Here is a 19,822-nt window from a genome sequence, read left to right on the forward strand (position 1 = left end):
CCGGTTTATCCGAAAAGGAGTAAGTCATGAGAATCGAAATGGTTGTGCCCCTACCTGTAGAGGATTCGGGGCTTCAACACAGCATTGCCAGGTTCCATAATTTTAACATGGACTCAAAGAGGCAAGATAAAGCCAGGTTCTTCCGCAGGGAGCCAGTTGTCATCGTGAACCCTGAGACAAACGCAAAAGTTTTGCGGTATGCGATGGGTAACCCTGGTGGACTCTCTATCACCAAGGTAGCGATCGCGCTGGATTACGACGCGGTTGATGCGCTTGGCGTCCGGTTCAAGAGCGCTGTAGATCTTGAGGTTCGCAGGGCTAAGCGCTGGGAAGTATGGCAATGGTTCTGGAACCATCGGGATCAGAGCGTTCAGCTGTCCATCAAGATGGGCGTAGTCGGAACGGTTTTGGGAATCCTTGGCTTCCTTACCGGGCTTGCTCCGTACCTTCTGGGATAATCCAATAACCCTTTAACGGGCAAAGTGAGCCCGGTGAGGGTTTACTTTGCTCTCCCTTCAATGGAGAACAAACATGGCATATCAAGCAACACTCGCACCTCTTTCCAACGAAGAGCTGCTGACAATCCCCTGCTACAGGTATATCAACCTGGAAGTGGAGGAAGCGGATCTCGAACAATGGGATCAGTGGTTCATGCAGTACCGGCGCAAGCCTCATGTCTACAGTACCAAGTACCAGGGATGCAGCACCTTCAAGGTGGAGCTCCAAGGCCAGTATCTGGCTGTTGACTGGCGAGTTTACCGGACCTGGTGTAACACCTTCCATCTTCGGTACGCACCGTTGCTTAACGAGCTCGGCGTGAAGGCAACAAACCCTCACATCTGTTCGGAGACACAGTTTCTGGTTGCGAAGCTGATGGATAATGGCTGGCGTCCCCAAGCGCTGGCCGCTTGTTATGTCAGAACCAACTAGCCAGATCTCAATACCAACCCAGAGGGGGGACATGCCGCCTTCTGGGCCATGTTCCCTCCCCATCATGAAGGAAGAGAGCATGGGATTAACCAATCCGTATACCCTGGCGGAAACGCTGGAGAAGCTGCGTTATGTGCTGACAGAGACTCGCAGAACCGGGGCCCTTGAGCTGCTGGATAAAGCCATCAGCAAGTCTCGCGAAGACGACGCTTATGCGAAGCAACTGGAAGCTGCGCTGCTTCATGGGTCAACGCTGGAGTGCCGGGAGTTGTTCGCGGTGTTTGGTGATTACATCGCCCCACCAAGAGAGACTTTCCCCCCGTATCCACATATGGATGCAGTCAACGGGATAGACTCTGGCATGTTGGCGGTGAAACTCGAAGGTCAGACGCCCGGTGCAATGCAAGAGAGCATCGATTTCGTCAAGCTGATGAGAGGTATTGCCTGAGCCAATCCGGCTCAGTCATTTGTCTTAAAGGGCAGGGGGGAACCCCTGCTTTCACCACAGTCTACTTACCCATGGCCGCGCCATCGGTAAGCAGATTTTGTTCTCTCTGGAGAGCGAAAACGTGCGATAGCTGGTCGCCAAAAACAAACAGCAAACTAGCAATTTTTTATTAACCCACTGGGGGAACGTGCCCCTGATGGGGCCGTTCCTTCTCCTACCGGAGAAGAACGATGACTAATTACGTGCAATGCAGTGACCTTCCTGTGGAAGTTCAGCAGATGATGAAATACAAAGCCGCTACCGTCGAAGACGCCATTGCCATGCACCGTCAAGGGCATGTGACAATCGTGGACAACGGCGTGAGCTGGAGTGTGTATCGGCTGGGAGAACACCTCGGTGTCGTGACTTGGGAGGGCCATAAAGGAACCCCGAGGAATGTGCCTTGTGTACCCCGTAAGAAATACCTAGACAACGTAAGCCAGTACCGACTGTTGAGTGTCGAGCCGGTTTCCGAATCTCAGCTACGTGATGAGGGAATCGATCTGACAATGGCCAAAATGCTTGAATTGCTTGTGGTGGATGGCCCGCGCTTGGTATTGCCAACCGTGGTCACCTTTTCACCGCTTTCCTATCAGGCACTTAGAAAAGCACTGACCAAAGCAAATGGGAAGTATCAAGACGCCTCGTTTGTGTTTGATAGTCAGGAAACCGCAACCGATGTACTGACCAAGCTTATGCAAGGGCATGACATCAACATCAAGAAAACTCTCCAGTATTATCCGACCACAGATCTTGCTGGTGAACGTCTTCTGGATGGTTTGAAGCTCAGCGGTAAGGTGGTTTTTGAACCATCGGCCGGAGAAGGTTCCATTGTTCGTCGGGCTCTAGCTGCCGGTGCTAAAGAGGTGTTGGCGGTCGAGCTCTATGAGCCGTTCCATGAGTCTCTCCGCCGAGCTGGTGGCCGTGTTATTGGGCGCGATATTTTCGATGTCACTCCTGATGATGTCGCGAATGTAGACGTTGTGCTCATGAACCCGCCATTCTCCGGTGCCCAGGATGTGAAACACGTTGAATATGTACTTTCGATTGTTCCTGACCATGTGGAGATCCACTCCATCATGTCAGGGGCCGTGCCGAGCAACTCAAGCCGGATCTATCAGGGGTTTCGATCCTTGCTGGATGCGTTTGGAATAAAGCCAGAAGACTTGCCTGCTGGAACCTTCAAAGACTCCGGTACTCAAGTCAAAAGCTGCATCGTTCGGATACCTAGCCGCCGCAAAACTTCGCTAGTGGCATAAGTGTCGTTGAAACAAACCCTACCGGGGTGCTTACCCGGAAGGGGAGGGCACCCTGCTTAACTTAACCAGGAGGCCCTAAATGCAACAATCACTGAACTTTGACGTGCCGGTACAGCCTCACGCAGTTCTTCTTAGGGGGGACAAGTGGGATTCGGTATGGTCAACGCTGGCAGATAACGAAGATCTGAACTTCGTGGATGCCAGTCGAGGTACCAGCCTAGCATCGTTGATCACCTCATCTGTAGAAGCTATCCATACAGCTCTATTGGATGGGTGGACAATGATGCTAGGGTACTCAAGTGGAAAAGACTCAGAGACAGTGTTGCACCTGTTTTTGATGGCTCTGATCCGGGCTGTTCGGACAGGACAAAATATTAGTCAGCACCACTTTGTTATCCACACGGATACTCTGATCGAGAGCCCGGAAGTACGCTGGTTGGCGGATAAAAAATTGGCCGCGCTGGAGCGTTTCATCGCGCAGGAAAATCTGCCGCTGACCATCGTTTTAGCAAAACCAGGGATCACTCAAAGTTGGACAGGCCGAATCCTTACTGGACGGGGACTTCCAACTTTCACGGGGAGTGCCGTTAGGCAGTGCTCCCAAGATCTAAAGGTCGGGGCGGCGAAGAGAGCCAAAGCGGCCTACATGCGAGAACTCCCCAAGGAGGTGCGTGAGAAGGTCTGCCTGATGCTTGGTAGCCGTGATGCTGAGAGCTCCATCCGTGCGGCCAACATTGCGAAACAACAAGGAAACGCCGAACGTGTCGTGAAAACGAAAGAGGGCGGCGAGTTGTACGTTGTAAAGCAATGGCTGGCAAGCGACGTGTGGGAACTGTTGCTGTCATCAGGAATGGGGCCAGCATACCCTTTACCAAGTTACTTGGAGAGCAATACCGAAACGGCCGAGCTCTACAAGGCTGCGACAGGGGAATGTGTCTGGTCTGCTATAGACAAGAAGAAGAGTGACGCCTGCGGTGCCCGTTTCGGGTGCTGGGCTTGTCAGGCTGTCGGGCTGGACAAGTCCATGGAGACGTTGCTCGCCACTGACCCTGAGAAGCATGGCTACATGAAGGGACTGAACCGCATCCAACGTTATCTAGCTAAGCGGCGTTATGCTTGGGAAGATCGCCATCCTATTGGGAGAACGATCTATGAGGGCGGATACATCAAAATTCAGCCAGACGTTTACCATCCGAAGTTCATCGAGAGGCTGCTTCATGTTTGTTGCAGCATGGACTATGTAGAGCAGCAGAGAGCCGAAAAACAGGCTGACATGCTGGCTATGGGGCTGATCGAGGATAACGAGTGGAATCGTCGTATGGCTGAACCACAGTTTCGGATCGTCTCGGAGCAAGCGCTGGTCCACATCGACTTCATGTGGTCCTTCCACCATTTTAACGACAAACCATTCCAAGCCCTGGAGATTTATCACCGGGTTTGGTCGTTCGGCGAGTTGGATTTGTTGGAAGATGAAGCTGAGTGTGAAACTTTTCCTCAGACACCAATCCCGAAGCCTTTGTGGCTAAAGGTAGCCCGTTGGGGGGATGGTTCCCTATTTGATGGCTTGGCCGATCCGATGGCGGAGATGACCTACTTTGACGGTGGCGATGATCCGGCAGCAGTGCGGGTCATAAATACCGTGGATGGAAAAAGGCGGGTTGTTTGTTTCGCAGAGGATGACGAGGTGACGGTAGATCCGGATTCCGCAGCGTTCATTATCTGGGAAGAGTATCCGCGATTACGTGAATCTGTACTGGCAGGACAATATACCCCCGGCAGTGCAGCACAGTTCTACCTCAGATTTGGAGTAATCCAGCTTGCAAAGGGGAAGGGCGCTCTGTATCACAAAATGATGCAGCGTGGCCAAACCTACCATCAAATGGGCCTCACCGGGTACCAAACGATGGAAGGCCTCCAGCAACGCAAGGATCTCAAGGTGCTCAGTGATGCTAAGTACCGGGATCTGGTGAAACGAAAAATCAAAGGAAGACTGGCAACGGTGCGCTGGTGGCTGAATCTAGATCTTGCGTTCAGATACCACCTCCACCACAAAACGCCGACAGGCCTGTTCATTCAGGCTCGTCTTGATGCGGAAGCTCAGGCGGAGGCTAGAGAGCACCAAGCTCGTTGGTTTAACAACGTATCCGGTGCAATGCTTGGCTACTCCAGTGCTTTTGGCATGAGTGTCATGGAAGGGAAGGAAGGTGCCGGTAATACGGACATCCGTCGCTACATGATCGCCACGCGAAGGAAGGCCTATAAGGCTCTCAGCGAACTTCTGGAACATGCTAGCAGTAATTGGGCTGGTAAGGTTATCCATGAGCTTGTGAAAGAGTATGAGGGCATTCTGGCTGCGCTTAACGAGGGTTCAGCGTTAGCGTTGAGTCTGGACTGGTTGAATTTACTGTCAAAGCGTCATCCTGAGGTCCTGCATCGGCATGTCAGAACGATGATCAAGGCAATCCATCGCCAAGGGCATCAGCATGGTAAACCGCATAAGGGACAGGTTGTACTGTCTTTGGCTGCATAACATGGCCCTCCCCATACGGGGAGGGTTTTTTTGCACCCCAAAAAGGCAGTTACAGCGTTTTACAAAAAGATCTGGGGCACATAGTATCTCCCCATTGTCAGCGTTTGCTGGCTCAATGGTAGCTGGCCCAAAACAGCAAAACTTCCTCAATCCGGAGAGCCCTCTCTGGGGGTGATCCAACCCCCACAAAGGAGAATGCCTCATGGAAAAATTGAACTCTCTCGTTTCTCAACTTGAGAACGTCCAGGCCGAACTTGATGATGAAATCATCGAAGAGGTCATCAACGTCATTCAAAGCCGAGAGCAAGGCTTGGCGCTGGAGTTAGTTGGCTCGCTACCCGCGAACCATCCCTTCATGCCGTTTGTTGCCGCCCTCTCGCACAAGATCAACAAAAAGTGACTGTGCCTCTCTCGCAAAATGCTGTGAGAGCACAATTCCATCTATCCCACTTTCACCCACCGGGTACATCATGCCCCGGTCGGGCTTGGTGTACCTCCATTTAAAGCGGAGAAAACCACCATGGCTGCAATGACAAAAGAAAAGTTCCTGCAATTTCAGGATGAACTGGAGCGTTTAAATCTCGCTATTGCGAAGGGCGAAGAGACCGGTGACACCAATTCTCGCATTTCGGAACTGGAGAGCATGATGGAGAACGCTCCTTGGATTTTAATCCCCAGCGAAGGTTGCCTACCGCGTCATGTGAGCTCGTAAGAGATTCGTATCAAATCACAGAGGTAGCATCGCTATGATTTTCATCACTGATATCTTGCCGGGGGAAAGAGTGATCCTCATTCCCTCTGTCATTTTTAACCAACTCCAGATCGTGGATTTATTCGACAGAACTGATGTCCTGTTTGAATATGCTTCTCCTGTAGGGGGTTGGACACATGAGAAACTATGCGCCCTTGATATTCCACTGGAACGCCTTCAAGGCGCTGATGCCTATCTTGGTAATACCTGGATAGGCTCAACAGAGGTTTAGGTTCGATGATGAAAGGATTTGAAGTGCAGCGCGATTCGCACGAGTGGAACCGCATGTGGGCCGAGCTGGCGTCTAAGGACATCAACTTCGGCGATACTGAGTGTGTCCATCCCGAAACGCTTGAATCTTGGCAGTACATGGGAAGCAGCTGTGGCGCTCATTCATTCCGCCATCGCAATCATCCTGTCACTGGCAAGAGAGAATACCTCCAAATTCCAGCTAAGTAATGACTTAACCCCATGGAGACATCAGTCCCCGAGGGGATGGTGTCTCCCAATGAAACTAAGGAGATACCAATGATTAAACAGCATTTTCAAAACGAACTGGTTAAATGCGGATACCCGGATGACCTGACCATTGAGTACAGTCTTGGGTACTGTCAGGGTGATGGCGTGGCGTTCTACGGATGTTTGGGCATTGATAATGCTCAGGTGCTAATGAAGCGCTTGTTAAGCACCACAAAAGGGCAAGTAGATGCTGTCAGCAGAGTGAAGAATCTGATGGCGCAAAAAGACATTGATAATATGTTTTTTGTCCTTCGTGAGTATGCGGAGCTCCAGTTCTGCGAGCTGGACATCAGCAAAAACAGCTACGGTCTTCATTACAGTCACTGGAACACCATGCGTGTTGATAGCAACGTGGCCTTCACTGAGATCTTTCCTGATGATGACACCATGCTTAGAACCGGCATTGAAGGGATTGATCAAGCGATGTTAGAACGTTGGCAAGATATCTGGGATCGTTTCGTGTTGGAACTGTCGGATGATGTGAAACAGCTTTCAAAGAAGCTCGAATCCGACGGCTATGCGTTGATCGAGGCCTCGCCATACGAAGAGAAAGTAGTTTGGGAACGGACTACTGAAAATTACTTGGTGCGAGTGACAGAACTCCCTGAACGGGATTTCGACATGAACCACTGGGATGATGACATAAGAGACCAAACGATTAGTTCTATCCTGGAGGGGAAAGAGCGAGTGCTTGGCCTACGTATTGAGGTGCTATCTCGTGAAAACGAGATTGTCCTGGGTGAAGAGAGTCTGCACGGTTTGACCGTCGCTAGTGATGATAAGGTCTACGCTGGCTACAGACGAGAACTTCTTCGGGGGGCTATTCAGCAAACCAGAGATTTTTTCTCTCGCCACCTCAAGGCGGCATAATAGGGCAGGGGGCAACCCCTGCTTTACTGCCCAAGTCATCTTACTCATGGTCAGGCCATCAGTAAGTTGATTTTGTCCTCTTTGAGGACGAAAACGTGCGATAGCTGGTCGCCAAAAACAAACAGCAAATTTTATTTACCTCAATCAATGCAGGTTTAACTCCCTGCCACGGCGAATCTGCCGTGTATTCAATATAACCCCTGCGGGTACACCCTCCCGCACGGGATCGGTGTACCCCATAACATTGGAGTACACCTTATGAACCAAGTAACAAAATTTGATCATGCTCAAATTCGTCAGAATGCCATCGATGATGGTTTGCTGGTGGATCACTCGATAATTGCGGAACAAGTCGGCTTCATGACGAATGTCGCCGTCACTCCAGCTCTTATCAAGGGAGTAATCAGTGTTGTTGGTAAACATCCGGCAGAGGCTTATCTCTCCATGTTTTTGCAACTTTGCGCTGCTCAGACAAAGGTCGCTTTTACCGACAACAAGAACTGGGGAAAGATTCGTCTTTATTACCCCATGCCCACTGTAGATGGCTTTTTCAAACCAACTGAAGTTGTGATTAAGTCAGATCCTGTTACCGCAGATGTCACAATCATGATGGCCTCGGAAGAGGGCACCCATTTGTGCTTGTGATGTTCACAAAATTCGCCTCCGTTTCGGGGGCGACCTTTTTAAACCCCTTGCCGGGGAGTTCTCCCCGGCTGGGGAGCCTCCTTGGCACATCCTCCCGGTGTCGGGGTTTCCTTAAAACCCTGGCGACGGGGGGTTAAGGAAACCTCGATGCTGGGGTTCACGCTAAGGAGAAAACCTATGTCTTACTACAAAGCTGACACTGTTCGTGAAGCTGCAAACGGGAACTGGCTATTCATCCTGGCGGCCCTAGCGCCCCATCTTGAACCAGCTCTCCGTAAACCTGGTCATCATGTCACTTGCCCTGTTCATGGAACAAAAAACCGGAATGGTAAAGGTGATGGCTTCCGTCTGTACAAAGATGCCCACCAGACTGGTGGCGGCGTATGTAACTCATGCGGTGCCAAACACGACGGTTTTGAGCTGCTGATGTGGCTCAATAACTGGGACTTTAAACAGTGCCTGAGCGAGGTTGGTGATTATTTGGGGGTTGAGAAAGAGCAACCCCAGTATCAACAAGCCGCTGCACCGACACGATCTCCTGCCCAAGCCAAAGCGCCTGTTCAGCAAGAGCCTATGAAGGTGAACAACAAGCTTCGTGAAGGTAAACCTTACAAGACTGTTGTCGGTACTCTGATTGATCACGGCCAAGCGCCGTTTGACCACAAAGAGGAAAACGAGCTCAATTACTTCGCAGTGCTCCGTAGTAAGTCTGGTGTCAATTTGACTTCCTGGGGAGTGGATCTTGAGAGAGCTATTAGTGAAAGTGGAGTGGCATTGGGCGATGAGATCGTCATGACAAACCTCGGGCGTGAGCCCGTAACTGTCATCATCCAGGTAAAGGATGAGCAGGGGCATGTTGTGAAAGAGCAACCCATGCAAACCCACCGCAATACTTGGGTGGTGAAGCGCAATAGTGCAACGGTAACTGAGCTCCGCGCTCGCTCAAACGGCGGTGTTGAGCCAGTTTGCGGTAATGAAGTTGTGACTACCGTGACGGATCCTCAACAGGAGGCGTCTCGCGAAGAACCCACCCAAAAGGCGACAGTTGTTCCAATGTTCCGTGAACAACCGAAGCCTTGGTTACTCGAACTTCAAGAAGAAATGGCGAAGCGGATGGAGCGTGAACGCGTCTACAGCGCTCGTCTTCGCGAGAAGATTGAGAAAATTTGGGCCGGGTGCGTTCCGTATTCCTGCCGGATAACCGAGCCTATGAGGCTCTACCTCCAAAGCCGCGAACTCGTGTTCAACGTGGATGAAGTAGAGAAATCAGACTGCCTGCGGTTCAATCCAGAAATGCCTTACTACGACGAAGATGGCAATGAGGTCGGGAAATTTCCGGCTATCGTGTGCGCTATCAGAGACGTTGCTGGCAATCTGGTAACGCTCCACCGCACCTATCTGACCAAGAGCGGTAAAAAGGCCAAGGTCGGTAGCGCGAAGAAGATGATGCCTATTCCGGATGGATTGGATGTCAATGGCGCCGCGGTGAGGCTGGGCGAACCAACGGAAGGGATTCTGGGTCTGGCCGAAGGGCTGGAGACAGCACTATCTGCCTATCGAGTGACTCAAATCCCAGTGTGGTCAACTGTGAATGCGACCCTGATGGAGTCTTTCGAGGTTCCGGACGGTGTTCACACCGTGTTGATCTGGGCAGACAAAGATAAGTCGGTGACTGGTGAGAAGTCAGCAAACGTACTCAAAGCGAAGCTTGAAAAGCTTGGCATTCAAGTTTACGTGCTGCTGCCGAAACTCCCCATCCCAGCTAGGGAGAAGGGTGTTGACTGGAATGATGTTTTGATGAGCCAGGGGAGCCTTGGGTTCCCAAATGCTCGCTATCTACGCGATTTCATTGCGAGAAGGAGAGCTGAATATGGCCGTTCTTAACTCATCGAAAGTTGATACTACTCCTGGAAACGACGCAGTATGTCCCTTCTCACCCCCTCTTGGGTGGGAGGGTGATTCCGCGGCATATATGGATTTGATGCGTTCTCGGTACAGCCACTTAATGCATGGGCAACGAATGATGTTCACCAGCTCTTTCGCGAGAAGGGGAAACAAGGTGGAGATAGTCGGGCCCTATGCCAAGGAGGCAACCAAGATCATTGAAGCCATTCATAACAAGCCAAAAGCCCTCCGGGCCTAGGTGATTTTTTAAACCCTCAGGGGGCGCTTTCCCCTGAGGGGAGACATGCGCCCTCCATTTTTTGGAGAAAACGATGAAAAAGTTTTTGCGCATGAAAACATGGTTGGTGCAGATGTTCGCACCTGACAAAAAGACAATGATTGCAATTGGGGAGGACCTGCGTAAGGTTGCCGTTAACGCGATTAGTGTCGGCATTGTCGGCGTAGTTGTTACTGGAGATACAATAACCGCCGACGAAGCCTTGCTCGTACTGCTGGGGGGCGTTATCCTTTGGTTAACAGGGGTAATTCTGACCGGCATGAGCAATAGGGAGGACGAATGAGCAGCATCGCCATCTTGGGTGGTCTGTTTGGATTCTTAGTATTGTTTGCGATTGGAAGTGCATACCTTTTCCATGAGCGCGAAAAGCAAAAAAAGCATCCTCACAGTCATCTGTGAATCACGATGATAAAAAGGGCCAGCCATAGTGCTGGCCCTTTTTTATGCCTCGAAAACAGGTGGCTAAGTGGATCTTATCAGGTTTCTGGTTAAAGCCTGGTAGACTTGATGGGGGATGCTGCGGGGATTAGAGTAGACACATATGACTAATACGTCCAAAAGAAGTCATCATGATCCCTCATGCATTCAACCAATCTGAGTTGCTGGTGCGGTGCGGAGTCTAAGGAGCAAAGATGCGGTACATACTCAGGGTAGCACAACATTTTTTAGCTGGAGAGCTCACCCTCCGACATGCTATTTATGCGTTGCGAGTTAAGCCCTCGGCCGTTACAAGCAAGGGGAAGACTTGGATTATCGACCCTGAGTTCAAGGTGTGAGGATTGAATCATCGAGCGAATTCTTTTGTGGGCATATCTTGAGGGGTACCAGCAACATCTATGGCCAAGGTGGTTGAGGCGACGTATTGCTGGCACAAGACTTCATCGAGCATGGCTATCAGGTCATATGGGGGTTTTTAAACTTGATGGCGGTGTGTGCTCTCGTGAATGGTATACCTGCCGCTAACAGCAATAAAAGGGAAAATTATGATTGAAGTCACTACCGAGTACCATATCACCAACTCGGATTTAGACGAACTTCCAATTTATAAGTGCAAAGGAACCTGTAAAAAAGTTTGGTGGAAGGGGGATATTGAACAGGCCCCATTCGGGGTGCAATTAAACTGTCCAATGTGTGGGGGGCCATTATCTTCGGCTAAGGAGCATTTGGATTTTAAGATAACAAAATTCCAGCCGGGGTCGAGGTTAATGCCCAACAGCCCAATTCGTATCAATCACTCATCCAACTTGCTCGAAGAGTTCATCCCGTTACGAGAGAAGTTCGGGTGGCGCTAGATCTTTGTTTTACAACTGAAAAGCATCAAGAGCCCCTGATACTGCAACCTGCTTGCCTCATAAGGAAAAACCAGAGTGAGCATGTCTACGGTGCCACACTTGAACGGGAAAAATTTCACATGTGAAATTTTTCCCGTCGAGAACCAGCGATAAAAAATAGAGGAAGATTGATGTACGTTGTTGCCCCGAGCTCGGGGGGGGCACCAGTCTATGCAGTTGCATTTTGAGATGTAGTGATACCATTGAATAAAACACAAATAGGGGATTTGACGGTGAGGCCGATCAACACCCTGAAACCATAACGAGGTAAATATCATGATGACATTGACCACGGTCGCCAAAAAGACATCCCGCAATTCCGCTTTGGTATTTTGGCGTGTTGGTACGAAAAGGAAGGGCATTCTGGATGTTCACACGGACTTCGAGCATGATGAGTCGGATCTCATAGCTGAGCTGATTGCCATTCGATACTTGGCATTGGACAAGCAGGTATTCTGCCGGGAGCCTGGTGGCGGTACCGGTTACAAGCTAGTGGTATCGAAAGGTGCGATCAAGAAACTTGCATTAGGAAAATCAAGTAAGGCTTTTGCCACTAGGTTTGCGTCTTTTCTGACTGGCAGGATGCAGGGGGCCATGATTGAAGTGGCTCAGAGCATGGATTACATGGATGAGCCAAGTGAGGGGAATGTAGAGATCCTTGATGTGGACAAGCAGGCCTTCACTCAGACCTATGATGAGATCGACACCCCAGCTATTGGGCCGGTACTGGTTACTCAACATGCCCTCAACCAGTATCAAGCACGGATTACATCTGGCGACCCTAAAAAGCCATGGGCATCACTTGTTGGCCGCCTTCAACACCCAGAGCTACAGCTTCAACCATTCGATGATAAGGTCGCTCGTCATAAAGCTGTAAAATATGGTCGTGTGGACAATGTGGAGGTTTGGGGGCACAGGGATTCAAAATTCAAATACCTGATGGTCATTAACGATGATAATAACAAGCGAGTGTTAGTCACTGTATTCGAACGGAAGGAATAGAATCTCGGCCATTACATTTATGGTTCATCAGCAAGGTGTGTAAAAGCTGTGCCAACTAAGCAGTTGTCGGATAAATCACCATGGAAAAGAAGAGTTGAAATTTCAGGCTCCGTTATTAAATGATAACTATCAAGTACATTAATTAAGGCTGTATCGGCGATATCGTGGAAGCCTTCTATAAAGTCTTCCACTATTGCTCCCGCTTTTAGTTCCTCCTTACTTTTTTCCACTGAGCCGTCGCAGAGCCAATCTTCCACATTGCCGTACTTGGCAACGTAACTCAGTCCTTCACACTCGCGGGCAATCAATGCCGTAACTCGCTGCATGAGCATGTCATCGTGGGTGGGGAGAACTAATACAGCACCGTGACCGGGGATGTCGCGTTGTATTGTTACTTCCCCTTGGGGGCTGCTCTTGAGCCATGAAAAGACCCACAGACCAGAACTGACCTGCTCAAGAGCGATGCCTCGTTCAAGAAAGAAGTCGGAGACATTCTGGAAGATGGTGCCACCTGGCGCAGCCATCGAATAGATGGCTGCTATCAGCTCATCCTGATTCTTGTACATTCACACACACCTCTTAATTTGTTGTATGGCATCCGTAGGTTGATAATAAACCACTATGCTTGAACTGGGCTTGCACAGCCCAAGATTGTACCAGTAGAACAGACTTGAAGTTAGGTTGCACACTAAACCAATCGACAGATCATGACTCACTAATAGTACCAATTTTAGCTTGCCGCTTTGTAAACTGCCTGGGTTGGTGAAGGATGCAGGAGCGTTACGGGAAAAGTGAGAATATCAAAGCGTGTTTGCATGAGGCGCCCCATGCAACACTTAATTGGGGCATAGCCATTAGTTAATGGTGAGACTTAAATGACTCGCCGTGTTGGACGTTCGTTCCTACACGATGAGCCATTTAATTGGCCCTCAGCTAAAGGAGGGATGAGAGATAGGACTTTGAAGAAGCACCTAAGAAAATAGTCGTAAACCGCCAACCATTGGGCGGAAGCAATACAACACGTCTATCAGGCACCATCCTTTACTTTGTGGAAGGAACTTGTGACGTCTTTGCACCAAGCATCATAGGCAGAGAGGAGCGCGTCACCTTCAACCCGGAACCCTTCACCATCAAATGCAATCGAACCAATAGTGACTGGGCTCAAAGCTTTCGGCGGCCAAGTCTTCACTTCCCAAGAACCTGATACCAAACCACAGTTATGAGCTTGGTGTCCGCCCATTCGGGGGAAACGAGCAAATTCTAGCAAAACGGCTATGAAAAAGCCCAGTTCGATCTGATTGACCGACTTTAGGGACATGCGGTGTTCCATCACGGTACCGGCACAGATCGCCTCGTACTGATCGATAGGGCGACGTATAGATTCACGAGCTTCCCCTTTCTGATCCTTACGAGCCTGGATTTGTGATGCTAGTGCAGCGATCTGCTCAAACAACACCGTTTTTTCGTCGCTTGTCGCCGTTTTTAGCTGTTTTTTTAGTTCTTTTTGTTTGTCCTTTAACGCCACGATATCAGCTGACGCAAGGCTCTGCTCTTCCAAGATTACTTGGAGCCGATTTCTTTCTGACTGATCCAGCGTTTCGAGTAGTTCCGGGTTGCGTTCAAACATGATGCTGCGAGCCCCGCCACCAAACAGAGCCGTCGAGTTGGTAGTTATGGGGAAGCCGTTCCCTATGTTGGCTTTTGAAGAAAGTCCCCATAAGCCAAATAGACTCAACATCGGGTTGCCTTCGCGCAGATGCTGCTCGGCGTTTACCTCATCATCGGCGGGAGTAGAAATATCCCCCACAATATCTACTCCTTGGGCCAGCATGAAATGTTCTGCGAGGTCAAATGGTGGGCGTTTATTGTCTTCATTGAACATCAACACAACTCGGTGCGCAGCATGGCGCAATGACCCGCGAATTGTGGTTGCAGGCCAATAGGCCGGGGCATCAATTCCCCCATTACGTGGGAGGCGGCCTTGGGAGTTCTTCATGCTGACGGTCAGGGGTTCTACAGCGGTTAGGTGGCCGTCAAAAACAAAGGTGTTTTGAGTCATGGTATTTCCTTTTTGAAGTTAAATCAGCTGGTGAAGCATTTCTGAACGGACCCTTTGGGGGGCGACAATGGGCATTTTTTCTTTTGTGTAATAAGGAGGTAGTAGTGGAGATAGGCCTGCTATCCCAGCGATCCCGGATGATACCGGGAGTGGTCGATTAGCCTTATTCAACAAGACAAGGCTGGTATCTTCCTGCATGGGTGTGATGATCAGATTATCGAAGGCTCCCATCTGGCAATTCTGAGCGTCGTAACCTAAGCCCAGAACGAAAAAATCCAGCAACCCCTTTATTAAGTAGGGGTTCCCCAGCCCATCGAACACAGCAAAAGGGGCCTGGTAAGCTGGCATTTCCCGCAAGCGTCGTTTGGTCGGTCCTCCCTTGAGCTTGATCTTCACATAGCGTCCTTTTCCGTTGGGGGCAAACATCGCAGGAGATAGTTTCTCGGGAGTATGCCGATCAGCTCTGACATAACTGCCGACAGTCAAGCCAACGGCCATGGTGACACCGAATCTCATTGCCGAGGCATGGAAGACACCAAGTTGGTCGTTATAGAGAAGGTAATTGCTCATTTCCTGCAAGAGTTCCTCCCTGCTAGCCAGTGGGGAGCGCTGGCTCAGCGCTTCGAAAACCAAGGCATCAAGGGTTGGGGGGTAGTCAGTTAATACCACCGGGGTCTTTAACGACATGACCAAGCGAAAGGGCTCAAATTCGAACATCAAAAGTAAACCTCCATTGGTGTTGCTGGTGATTGCTCACCGTCAGTTAACAGCACTTTGGCCTGCCGGTACTGTTGCAGAAAACGAACGGGAATGATGTTTCGCAGGATGGCATGTTTGGACGACAAATCGTGAGACAGTGGAAAGCGGGGGTCGAGAATATCGATTTCAATGGAGTCGTCAGGTGAACGGATCCCACGGCCAATGGCTTGTCGCATCAACCGAACAACGGCGTTTTGAGTACGCATATACTCCTGTTTGCGGAGTTGCTGACTCAGGTCGATTTTCTTGGTCTTCTTGTAGAAACTCACCAGAGCTTCAACTTCGGAAGTGTGAGGTTGGCCGTAGGCAATGCGAGTGATAATAAGATGGTCAAATCCAATTGAACCTGAATTGTCGATTATGTTGAGGCCAGTATGACCCGCCGCGGTGATCATTACTCCCCTTCCATGAAGCTTGCATATTTTCTTGAACTCCTCAGTTAGTGACTTGAGCGGAATACCGCGCTGGTGGACCAGAACCTGCCGGTTCTCAATTGGTGACATAATCGCGGCCAATTTTTGGCTCTCTTCATGCGAGGCTGTCAACACAACCACTCGCCCGGAACGGTTGGTGATCTGGCGAACTACCGCCTGCAACCATTTTTCAGAGAGGCTTGGGCGTGTTCCGTACTGGTGCGCTCCTGAGTAGATAGACGGAAACGAGGGACCAGCTAGCGTCAGGGCCATGTTGCCAAAAATTTTTGGTGAGAAAAGGGCAATAGCGCCCAGCATGGTGTCTTCGATGCCAAGTTCAATTCGAAGTGATGTGGTACCGTTCACAGGTTCAGGAGTGATACTCAAAGTGCCAGAAGTCAGGAGTACCGACTCAAAGGCTGAGGTTGCGTATTTTCCGAAGAACCGAACAAACCAAGGTGAGAGTGACACGATGGCTGGTTCGCAACGTATCTGAGAAACCCCGATCCCCATGGATGAGGTTTGCATCATCTGGAGCTGCTGCTGTAAGGATGTTGAGACATCTTTGTCGAGATTATTTAAGCGGCAAATCTTCTCGATCTTTCCAATGGTGACCCGCGCCAGTTCCGCCAACTCGGTATCCCAAGCATATTGCTGCATCCCTAGCCGCTCTTGGATTGTCTTAACTGAATTGGTAAGAGGGGCTAACTGTCTAGCAGTAAGATGCTCCCCCAGCAGGGAGGCGACACGAACAAGATTCAGGCGCCTCTGAGTCCATTCTTGTAACCGATCCACCAGGGCATCAGCTTCATCAACAATCAGCACTGTCGGCCGTGATTTATCAGCCAAAAGCGCATTATTTCGCAGCATGTCTACTGCGATCATGGCGTGAGTTGTGATCACGATGTCGCATTGAGATTCAGCCTGTTGCTGTTCGTCAAATGCCCCATTTTCACACTCAGCCGTCAGGCAAATTTGAGAGGCCAACAAGTCGCAGGGGAGTCCGCCAAACTCATCCTCAAATTCTGCAATCGTCCCTGACCAGTCACGTAGGGTAGCCACTTCGCGCTCTTCTAGGGTGGACAGAGAGCGGTTGGCGAGGGCAATGTTTACCCGCTTTGGCGATACGAAATTGACCCGCCCAAGAAGACGACCGATAGACAACGGGCTATGTCCATAATGACGGGCAACTTTGGTCAGCAGCACACAGTCTTTTTCGAGCAGTTGTTGCATCAGTGCGTGGCTGTGCGTTGCGACGATAACCCGAGGGCGACGTGGGTCGCGGAGTACAAACTGCATGGCTGGTAAGAGGTAGCCCAGCGACTTTCCTAGGCCGGTATCTGCGTGAAGAAGCGATATTTTCCCTGTATCAGCCAGCACTTGCTCAGCCAGTAGCGCATATTGGGTCTGCTCATCCCGAGCGATGAGACCGCCAGCGGCCATCAGCTCTTCGAACTTGGCTGTGTGGATCCCGTCCTCTGGCAATGGGCTCATAGCACCTCCAGGTTCGACAACTGGCCGTAGCCAAACACCCGCTTACGGCCAATGCCATAAACAACTGCCAGCTCTGCCAGCGTAACATCCTTGATCTCAGCAACTACACTGACCGGGTTGCACTGGAGGGTGAAGCTCTGCTTTTTCTTGTGGTAGCACTCTAGGTAGGGGCTGTTGGCTGAGTGGCTCTGGAGTGAGAGGCCTGCCCCTTCGCATTGTCTGGCTAGAACATCAGGCAAAATAGCCATTGGCAGATGCATCGACCGTTTTTTTGTGGTCCCAGGTATCGGATGCTTGATAGGGAAGCAGAAGTTGATGTTGAACATGACAATATCCGCCACGTTCAGTTCAAGCTTTATTGCTTGTTCGCCAGCCAGGCCAAGCTGTGTTGCCGAACGCAAGTAAATGACTGTAGTGTTGGGCTCATGAGGGTGGGCAATGCGTCGCCAGCTATATGGCACTTTACTGCGCAATGTCTCCTGTACCAGATAATCAAGACGCTGGTGGACCAAATAAGGGCTAGATGGATCAGTTTCACGCAGCTTGAGGGTATTTTCATAGTAAATCATTGGAGTTTGTCCGCGATGTTAATCAACTTGATACGCTGATGGGGATCTGCTGGTAAGGTGCGAAATATCGGTCCGAACGCTGGCTTCTTGTTAATCTGTTCGCTAGCCTGTTTGGGAGAGATCCGCCCATTCGATATATCAACCACAAGCTTATTGAAGGCATTGCGTTCCGGGCTTGTCAGTGAACTTAGGCCCTCAGATAGCTGCATTGCCGCGACCAGATCTATCGTGCATTCAACTCTGGTAACCGAATCCATGCCTGCATCACTACAGCAATAGAGCGCGTGCGGCGACAGCGATATGGTCAGCCCGCGCATTAGCGCCGCAGTTTTACGGCCAAACGATTCTATGTAGAGCAGAGGGAATTTTGCATTCTTTGCGATCCAAGGCAGGTGGCCGCCGACGGTAATCTTCACAACATCAATGCATTCAAAAAATGATGCAGGGAACTTGTCGTATACCCCAGGCGGGGCAAGTAGCGTTGAGCGATGAGGCACCCCAGAGGCATCTGCAATTTCGTGCACCCAACCGACACCACTCATCATCCCAAAACGCTGACCCACTTTCTTATCGCTTTTTCCAGCAGTTCGCTCGTTCCCCATGATATTGGGATCAGTGACAAACATGGCTTGGCAGGGAGCGCAGTGGTTGAAAGGTGTTTTATAGCTATCTAGCCCCTGATATCCCACATTGCCGAACGAACTTGCAGGACGTTTGCAGCAAGAACATGCCGCTACAGTCGCAACCGACTCCCCCAATGCGGGAGCCAAAATGTGAGTTAGATGGGCATAAAGAAGATCAATTGGATGTTGCACGTCCCCTCCGGAAACATTTGAATCTTCACATAAGATAATAGATTTCTTTTTTTTGTAAAGTGGTCGGAAGGCTGGACCCGCGCTTGGGTCACAGAACTGGCCAGCATCGAGATCCGCGACCTACTACCTTGAAAAAGGTCGCGGCCAGATGCGCGAACGAATAGTCAAGTGTTGGCGAGTAATAAAGTGCCATACCAAGCATCAAAGTGTCATACCGAGCAATAAAGATTCATCCTTACTTAGGCCGTAGCCATGCCCCGTTGGTTTATCGTCGGATCCGGTACCAATCTCTATTGAAAGACGGTCTCTCCGTCCAGTAATACGGGGGGAATTCCCAGACAACCATGCTCACACCATGCACGGGCGAGGGGTGTTATCTCTTTTGATTTATCAATCTCCGATTAAGTCCCAGTAAAGGTTTGACCGATAATCTATAACATCATGTTTTTAAAGGGCCTTTCTGATGGTAAATAATAAAATTCTTGCATTTTTGTTGGATCATGACGCTTTTGATCGCGAAGATGATGGCGGTAAGAGAGCTGGTGTTGCTCAATATGCTAAAGATAACGGTGGCTATGAGAATCTTTCAGGCCCTCAACAAGCACTGTTTAGAAAGTGGTTTTCACGAGAGTGCTGTGGTCATCGAGACGGTGATGAATGGGTAGATTGCGCACGTCTTTTGGAAGGCGATGATTTACTCGAAGCCTATACCCAATCTCAAGACCCCGAATCCGTCCAGTGTGATGATTGCGCTGAGCAAGAGGCTTTTGTAGCAGGACGTATTGCTAATGGCGTAGCCAAAGGCGATTGATGCCGATAAAGCTAGTTATCGGCATCAATGACTTAGTGTCTTTTTTCAGACCTGCTCTATCTAGGAGATAAAGTGATTCCCGATATGCCATTTCAAATCCTTCCTGCATCTGGTTGGTTTCTTAGTACCTCTGATGGTGTCCTTCGCCCAGTGATTGCATGGAAGTGTGTTGCTGGTACGGTTACAGGCATGATTGCTCATGGTACTCGTCCAATTGCAGTTGAAGTACATCCTAGCGATGATGGTGTTTTTGTTCATGAATCTGAGCTTGGACAAGGATTTGCTGACCATCCAGCTAACAGCATTCGATTTTGAGCGAGTGCATTTATAACTAAGGGGGCCACTGGCCCCTTTGTTCTACCCACAGGCCTGTGTCTGACTGCGCATAATGAAACG

Annotated in this window: 22 protein-coding genes; 16 read left to right on the forward strand and 6 right to left on the reverse strand. The window is 50.1% G+C overall.

The window, feature by feature from the left end; all coding sequences use genetic code 11:
• The first annotated feature begins 26 nt into the window (after positions 1 to 26).
• The 14 genes from AB5Y53_RS08530 (at position 27) to AB5Y53_RS08595 (ending at position 12,506) form a co-directional block, all read left to right on the forward strand.
• Entirely contained in the window at positions 27 to 458 is a 432-nt protein-coding gene (locus tag AB5Y53_RS08530; protein ID WP_059296313.1) for a hypothetical protein, read from the forward strand.
• A gap of 73 nt (positions 459 to 531) precedes the next feature.
• Positions 532 to 930: a hypothetical protein gene (locus AB5Y53_RS08535; RefSeq protein ID WP_368181636.1), complete on the forward strand. Its 399-nt coding sequence runs from the start codon at positions 532 to 534 to the stop codon at positions 928 to 930.
• Between the two features lie 79 nt (positions 931 to 1,009).
• A complete protein-coding gene (locus AB5Y53_RS08540) occupies positions 1,010 to 1,378 on the forward strand; it encodes a hypothetical protein (protein WP_232489908.1) in 369 nt (122 codons plus the stop codon).
• Positions 1,379 to 1,608: 230 nt separating this feature from the next.
• Positions 1,609 to 2,676 carry a type I restriction endonuclease subunit M gene (locus AB5Y53_RS08545; RefSeq protein ID WP_235695763.1) on the forward strand — a complete coding sequence of 356 codons (1,068 nt, stop codon included), beginning with the start codon at positions 1,609 to 1,611 and terminating at the stop codon, positions 2,674 to 2,676.
• Between the two features lie 79 nt (positions 2,677 to 2,755).
• Positions 2,756 to 5,206: a phosphoadenosine phosphosulfate reductase gene (locus AB5Y53_RS08550; RefSeq protein ID WP_368181639.1), complete on the forward strand. Its 2,451-nt coding sequence runs from the start codon at positions 2,756 to 2,758 to the stop codon at positions 5,204 to 5,206.
• A gap of 202 nt (positions 5,207 to 5,408) precedes the next feature.
• On the forward strand, positions 5,409 to 5,606 hold the full coding sequence (locus tag AB5Y53_RS08555) for a hypothetical protein (protein ID WP_047235038.1): 198 nt from the start codon (positions 5,409 to 5,411) through the stop codon (positions 5,604 to 5,606).
• A 120-nt stretch (positions 5,607 to 5,726) separates the two neighbouring features.
• Entirely contained in the window at positions 5,727 to 5,918 is a 192-nt protein-coding gene (locus AB5Y53_RS08560; protein ID WP_047235037.1) for a hypothetical protein, read from the forward strand.
• A gap of 34 nt (positions 5,919 to 5,952) precedes the next feature.
• On the forward strand, positions 5,953 to 6,189 hold the full coding sequence (locus tag AB5Y53_RS08565) for a hypothetical protein (protein ID WP_047235036.1): 237 nt from the start codon (positions 5,953 to 5,955) through the stop codon (positions 6,187 to 6,189).
• Between the two features lie 5 nt (positions 6,190 to 6,194).
• On the forward strand, positions 6,195 to 6,416 hold the full coding sequence (locus tag AB5Y53_RS08570; protein ID WP_368181642.1) for a hypothetical protein: 222 nt from the start codon (positions 6,195 to 6,197) through the stop codon (positions 6,414 to 6,416).
• Positions 6,417 to 6,485: 69 nt separating this feature from the next.
• Entirely contained in the window at positions 6,486 to 7,346 is an 861-nt protein-coding gene (locus tag AB5Y53_RS08575; protein WP_368181644.1) for an NgrC, read from the forward strand.
• Positions 7,347 to 7,604: 258 nt separating this feature from the next.
• Positions 7,605 to 7,991: a hypothetical protein gene (locus AB5Y53_RS08580; RefSeq protein ID WP_059296309.1), complete on the forward strand. Its 387-nt coding sequence runs from the start codon at positions 7,605 to 7,607 to the stop codon at positions 7,989 to 7,991.
• 177 nt (positions 7,992 to 8,168) lie between these two features.
• Entirely contained in the window at positions 8,169 to 9,875 is a 1,707-nt protein-coding gene (locus AB5Y53_RS08585) for a toprim domain-containing protein (protein WP_047235075.1), read from the forward strand.
• A 332-nt stretch (positions 9,876 to 10,207) separates the two neighbouring features.
• Positions 10,208 to 10,456 (forward strand): hypothetical protein, encoded by a 249-nt coding sequence (locus tag AB5Y53_RS08590; protein WP_047235032.1) that lies wholly within the window; start codon positions 10,208 to 10,210, stop codon positions 10,454 to 10,456.
• Positions 10,457 to 11,780: 1,324 nt separating this feature from the next.
• Entirely contained in the window at positions 11,781 to 12,506 is a 726-nt protein-coding gene (locus AB5Y53_RS08595; RefSeq protein WP_368181647.1) for a hypothetical protein, read from the forward strand.
• Positions 12,507 to 12,523: 17 nt separating this feature from the next.
• On the opposite strand, the gene AB5Y53_RS08600 is transcribed toward AB5Y53_RS08595, so the two are convergent.
• The 6 genes from AB5Y53_RS08600 to AB5Y53_RS08625 form a co-directional block, all read right to left on the reverse strand.
• Positions 12,524 to 13,072, reverse strand: coding sequence for a hypothetical protein (locus AB5Y53_RS08600; RefSeq protein ID WP_368181650.1), 549 nt, complete (start codon positions 13,070 to 13,072; stop codon positions 12,524 to 12,526).
• A 461-nt stretch (positions 13,073 to 13,533) separates the two neighbouring features.
• Positions 13,534 to 14,565: a hypothetical protein gene (locus AB5Y53_RS08605; RefSeq protein WP_368181652.1), complete on the reverse strand. Its 1,032-nt coding sequence runs from the start codon at positions 14,563 to 14,565 to the stop codon at positions 13,534 to 13,536.
• Between the two features lie 18 nt (positions 14,566 to 14,583).
• Positions 14,584 to 15,282 (reverse strand): hypothetical protein, encoded by a 699-nt coding sequence (locus AB5Y53_RS08610; protein WP_368181654.1) that lies wholly within the window; start codon positions 15,280 to 15,282, stop codon positions 14,584 to 14,586.
• A complete protein-coding gene (locus tag AB5Y53_RS08615; protein WP_368181656.1) occupies positions 15,282 to 17,231 on the reverse strand; it encodes a helicase C-terminal domain-containing protein in 1,950 nt (649 codons plus the stop codon). The genes AB5Y53_RS08610 and AB5Y53_RS08615 overlap by 1 nt, the downstream gene beginning before the upstream one ends.
• Positions 17,228 to 17,800 (reverse strand): hypothetical protein, encoded by a 573-nt coding sequence (locus AB5Y53_RS08620; protein ID WP_368181657.1) that lies wholly within the window; start codon positions 17,798 to 17,800, stop codon positions 17,228 to 17,230. Before AB5Y53_RS08620 ends, AB5Y53_RS08615 begins: the two co-directional genes overlap by 4 nt.
• Positions 17,797 to 18,615, reverse strand: coding sequence for a hypothetical protein (locus AB5Y53_RS08625; protein ID WP_368181659.1), 819 nt, complete (start codon positions 18,613 to 18,615; stop codon positions 17,797 to 17,799). The genes AB5Y53_RS08620 and AB5Y53_RS08625 overlap by 4 nt, the downstream gene beginning before the upstream one ends.
• Positions 18,616 to 19,078: 463 nt before the next feature.
• Between AB5Y53_RS08625 and AB5Y53_RS08630 the strand changes: the two genes are divergently transcribed.
• Together AB5Y53_RS08630 and AB5Y53_RS08635 are read left to right on the forward strand one after the other, a co-directional pair.
• A complete protein-coding gene (locus AB5Y53_RS08630) occupies positions 19,079 to 19,426 on the forward strand; it encodes a hypothetical protein (RefSeq protein WP_135320539.1) in 348 nt (115 codons plus the stop codon).
• Positions 19,427 to 19,498: 72 nt separating this feature from the next.
• A complete protein-coding gene (locus tag AB5Y53_RS08635; protein ID WP_135320540.1) occupies positions 19,499 to 19,741 on the forward strand; it encodes a hypothetical protein in 243 nt (80 codons plus the stop codon).
• Positions 19,742 to 19,822: the final 81 nt, after the last annotated feature.

Origin of the sequence: Aeromonas sp. R7-5 (genome assembly GCF_040908015.1) — a bacterium.
GTDB lineage: Bacteria > Pseudomonadota > Gammaproteobacteria > Enterobacterales > Aeromonadaceae > Aeromonas > Aeromonas caviae.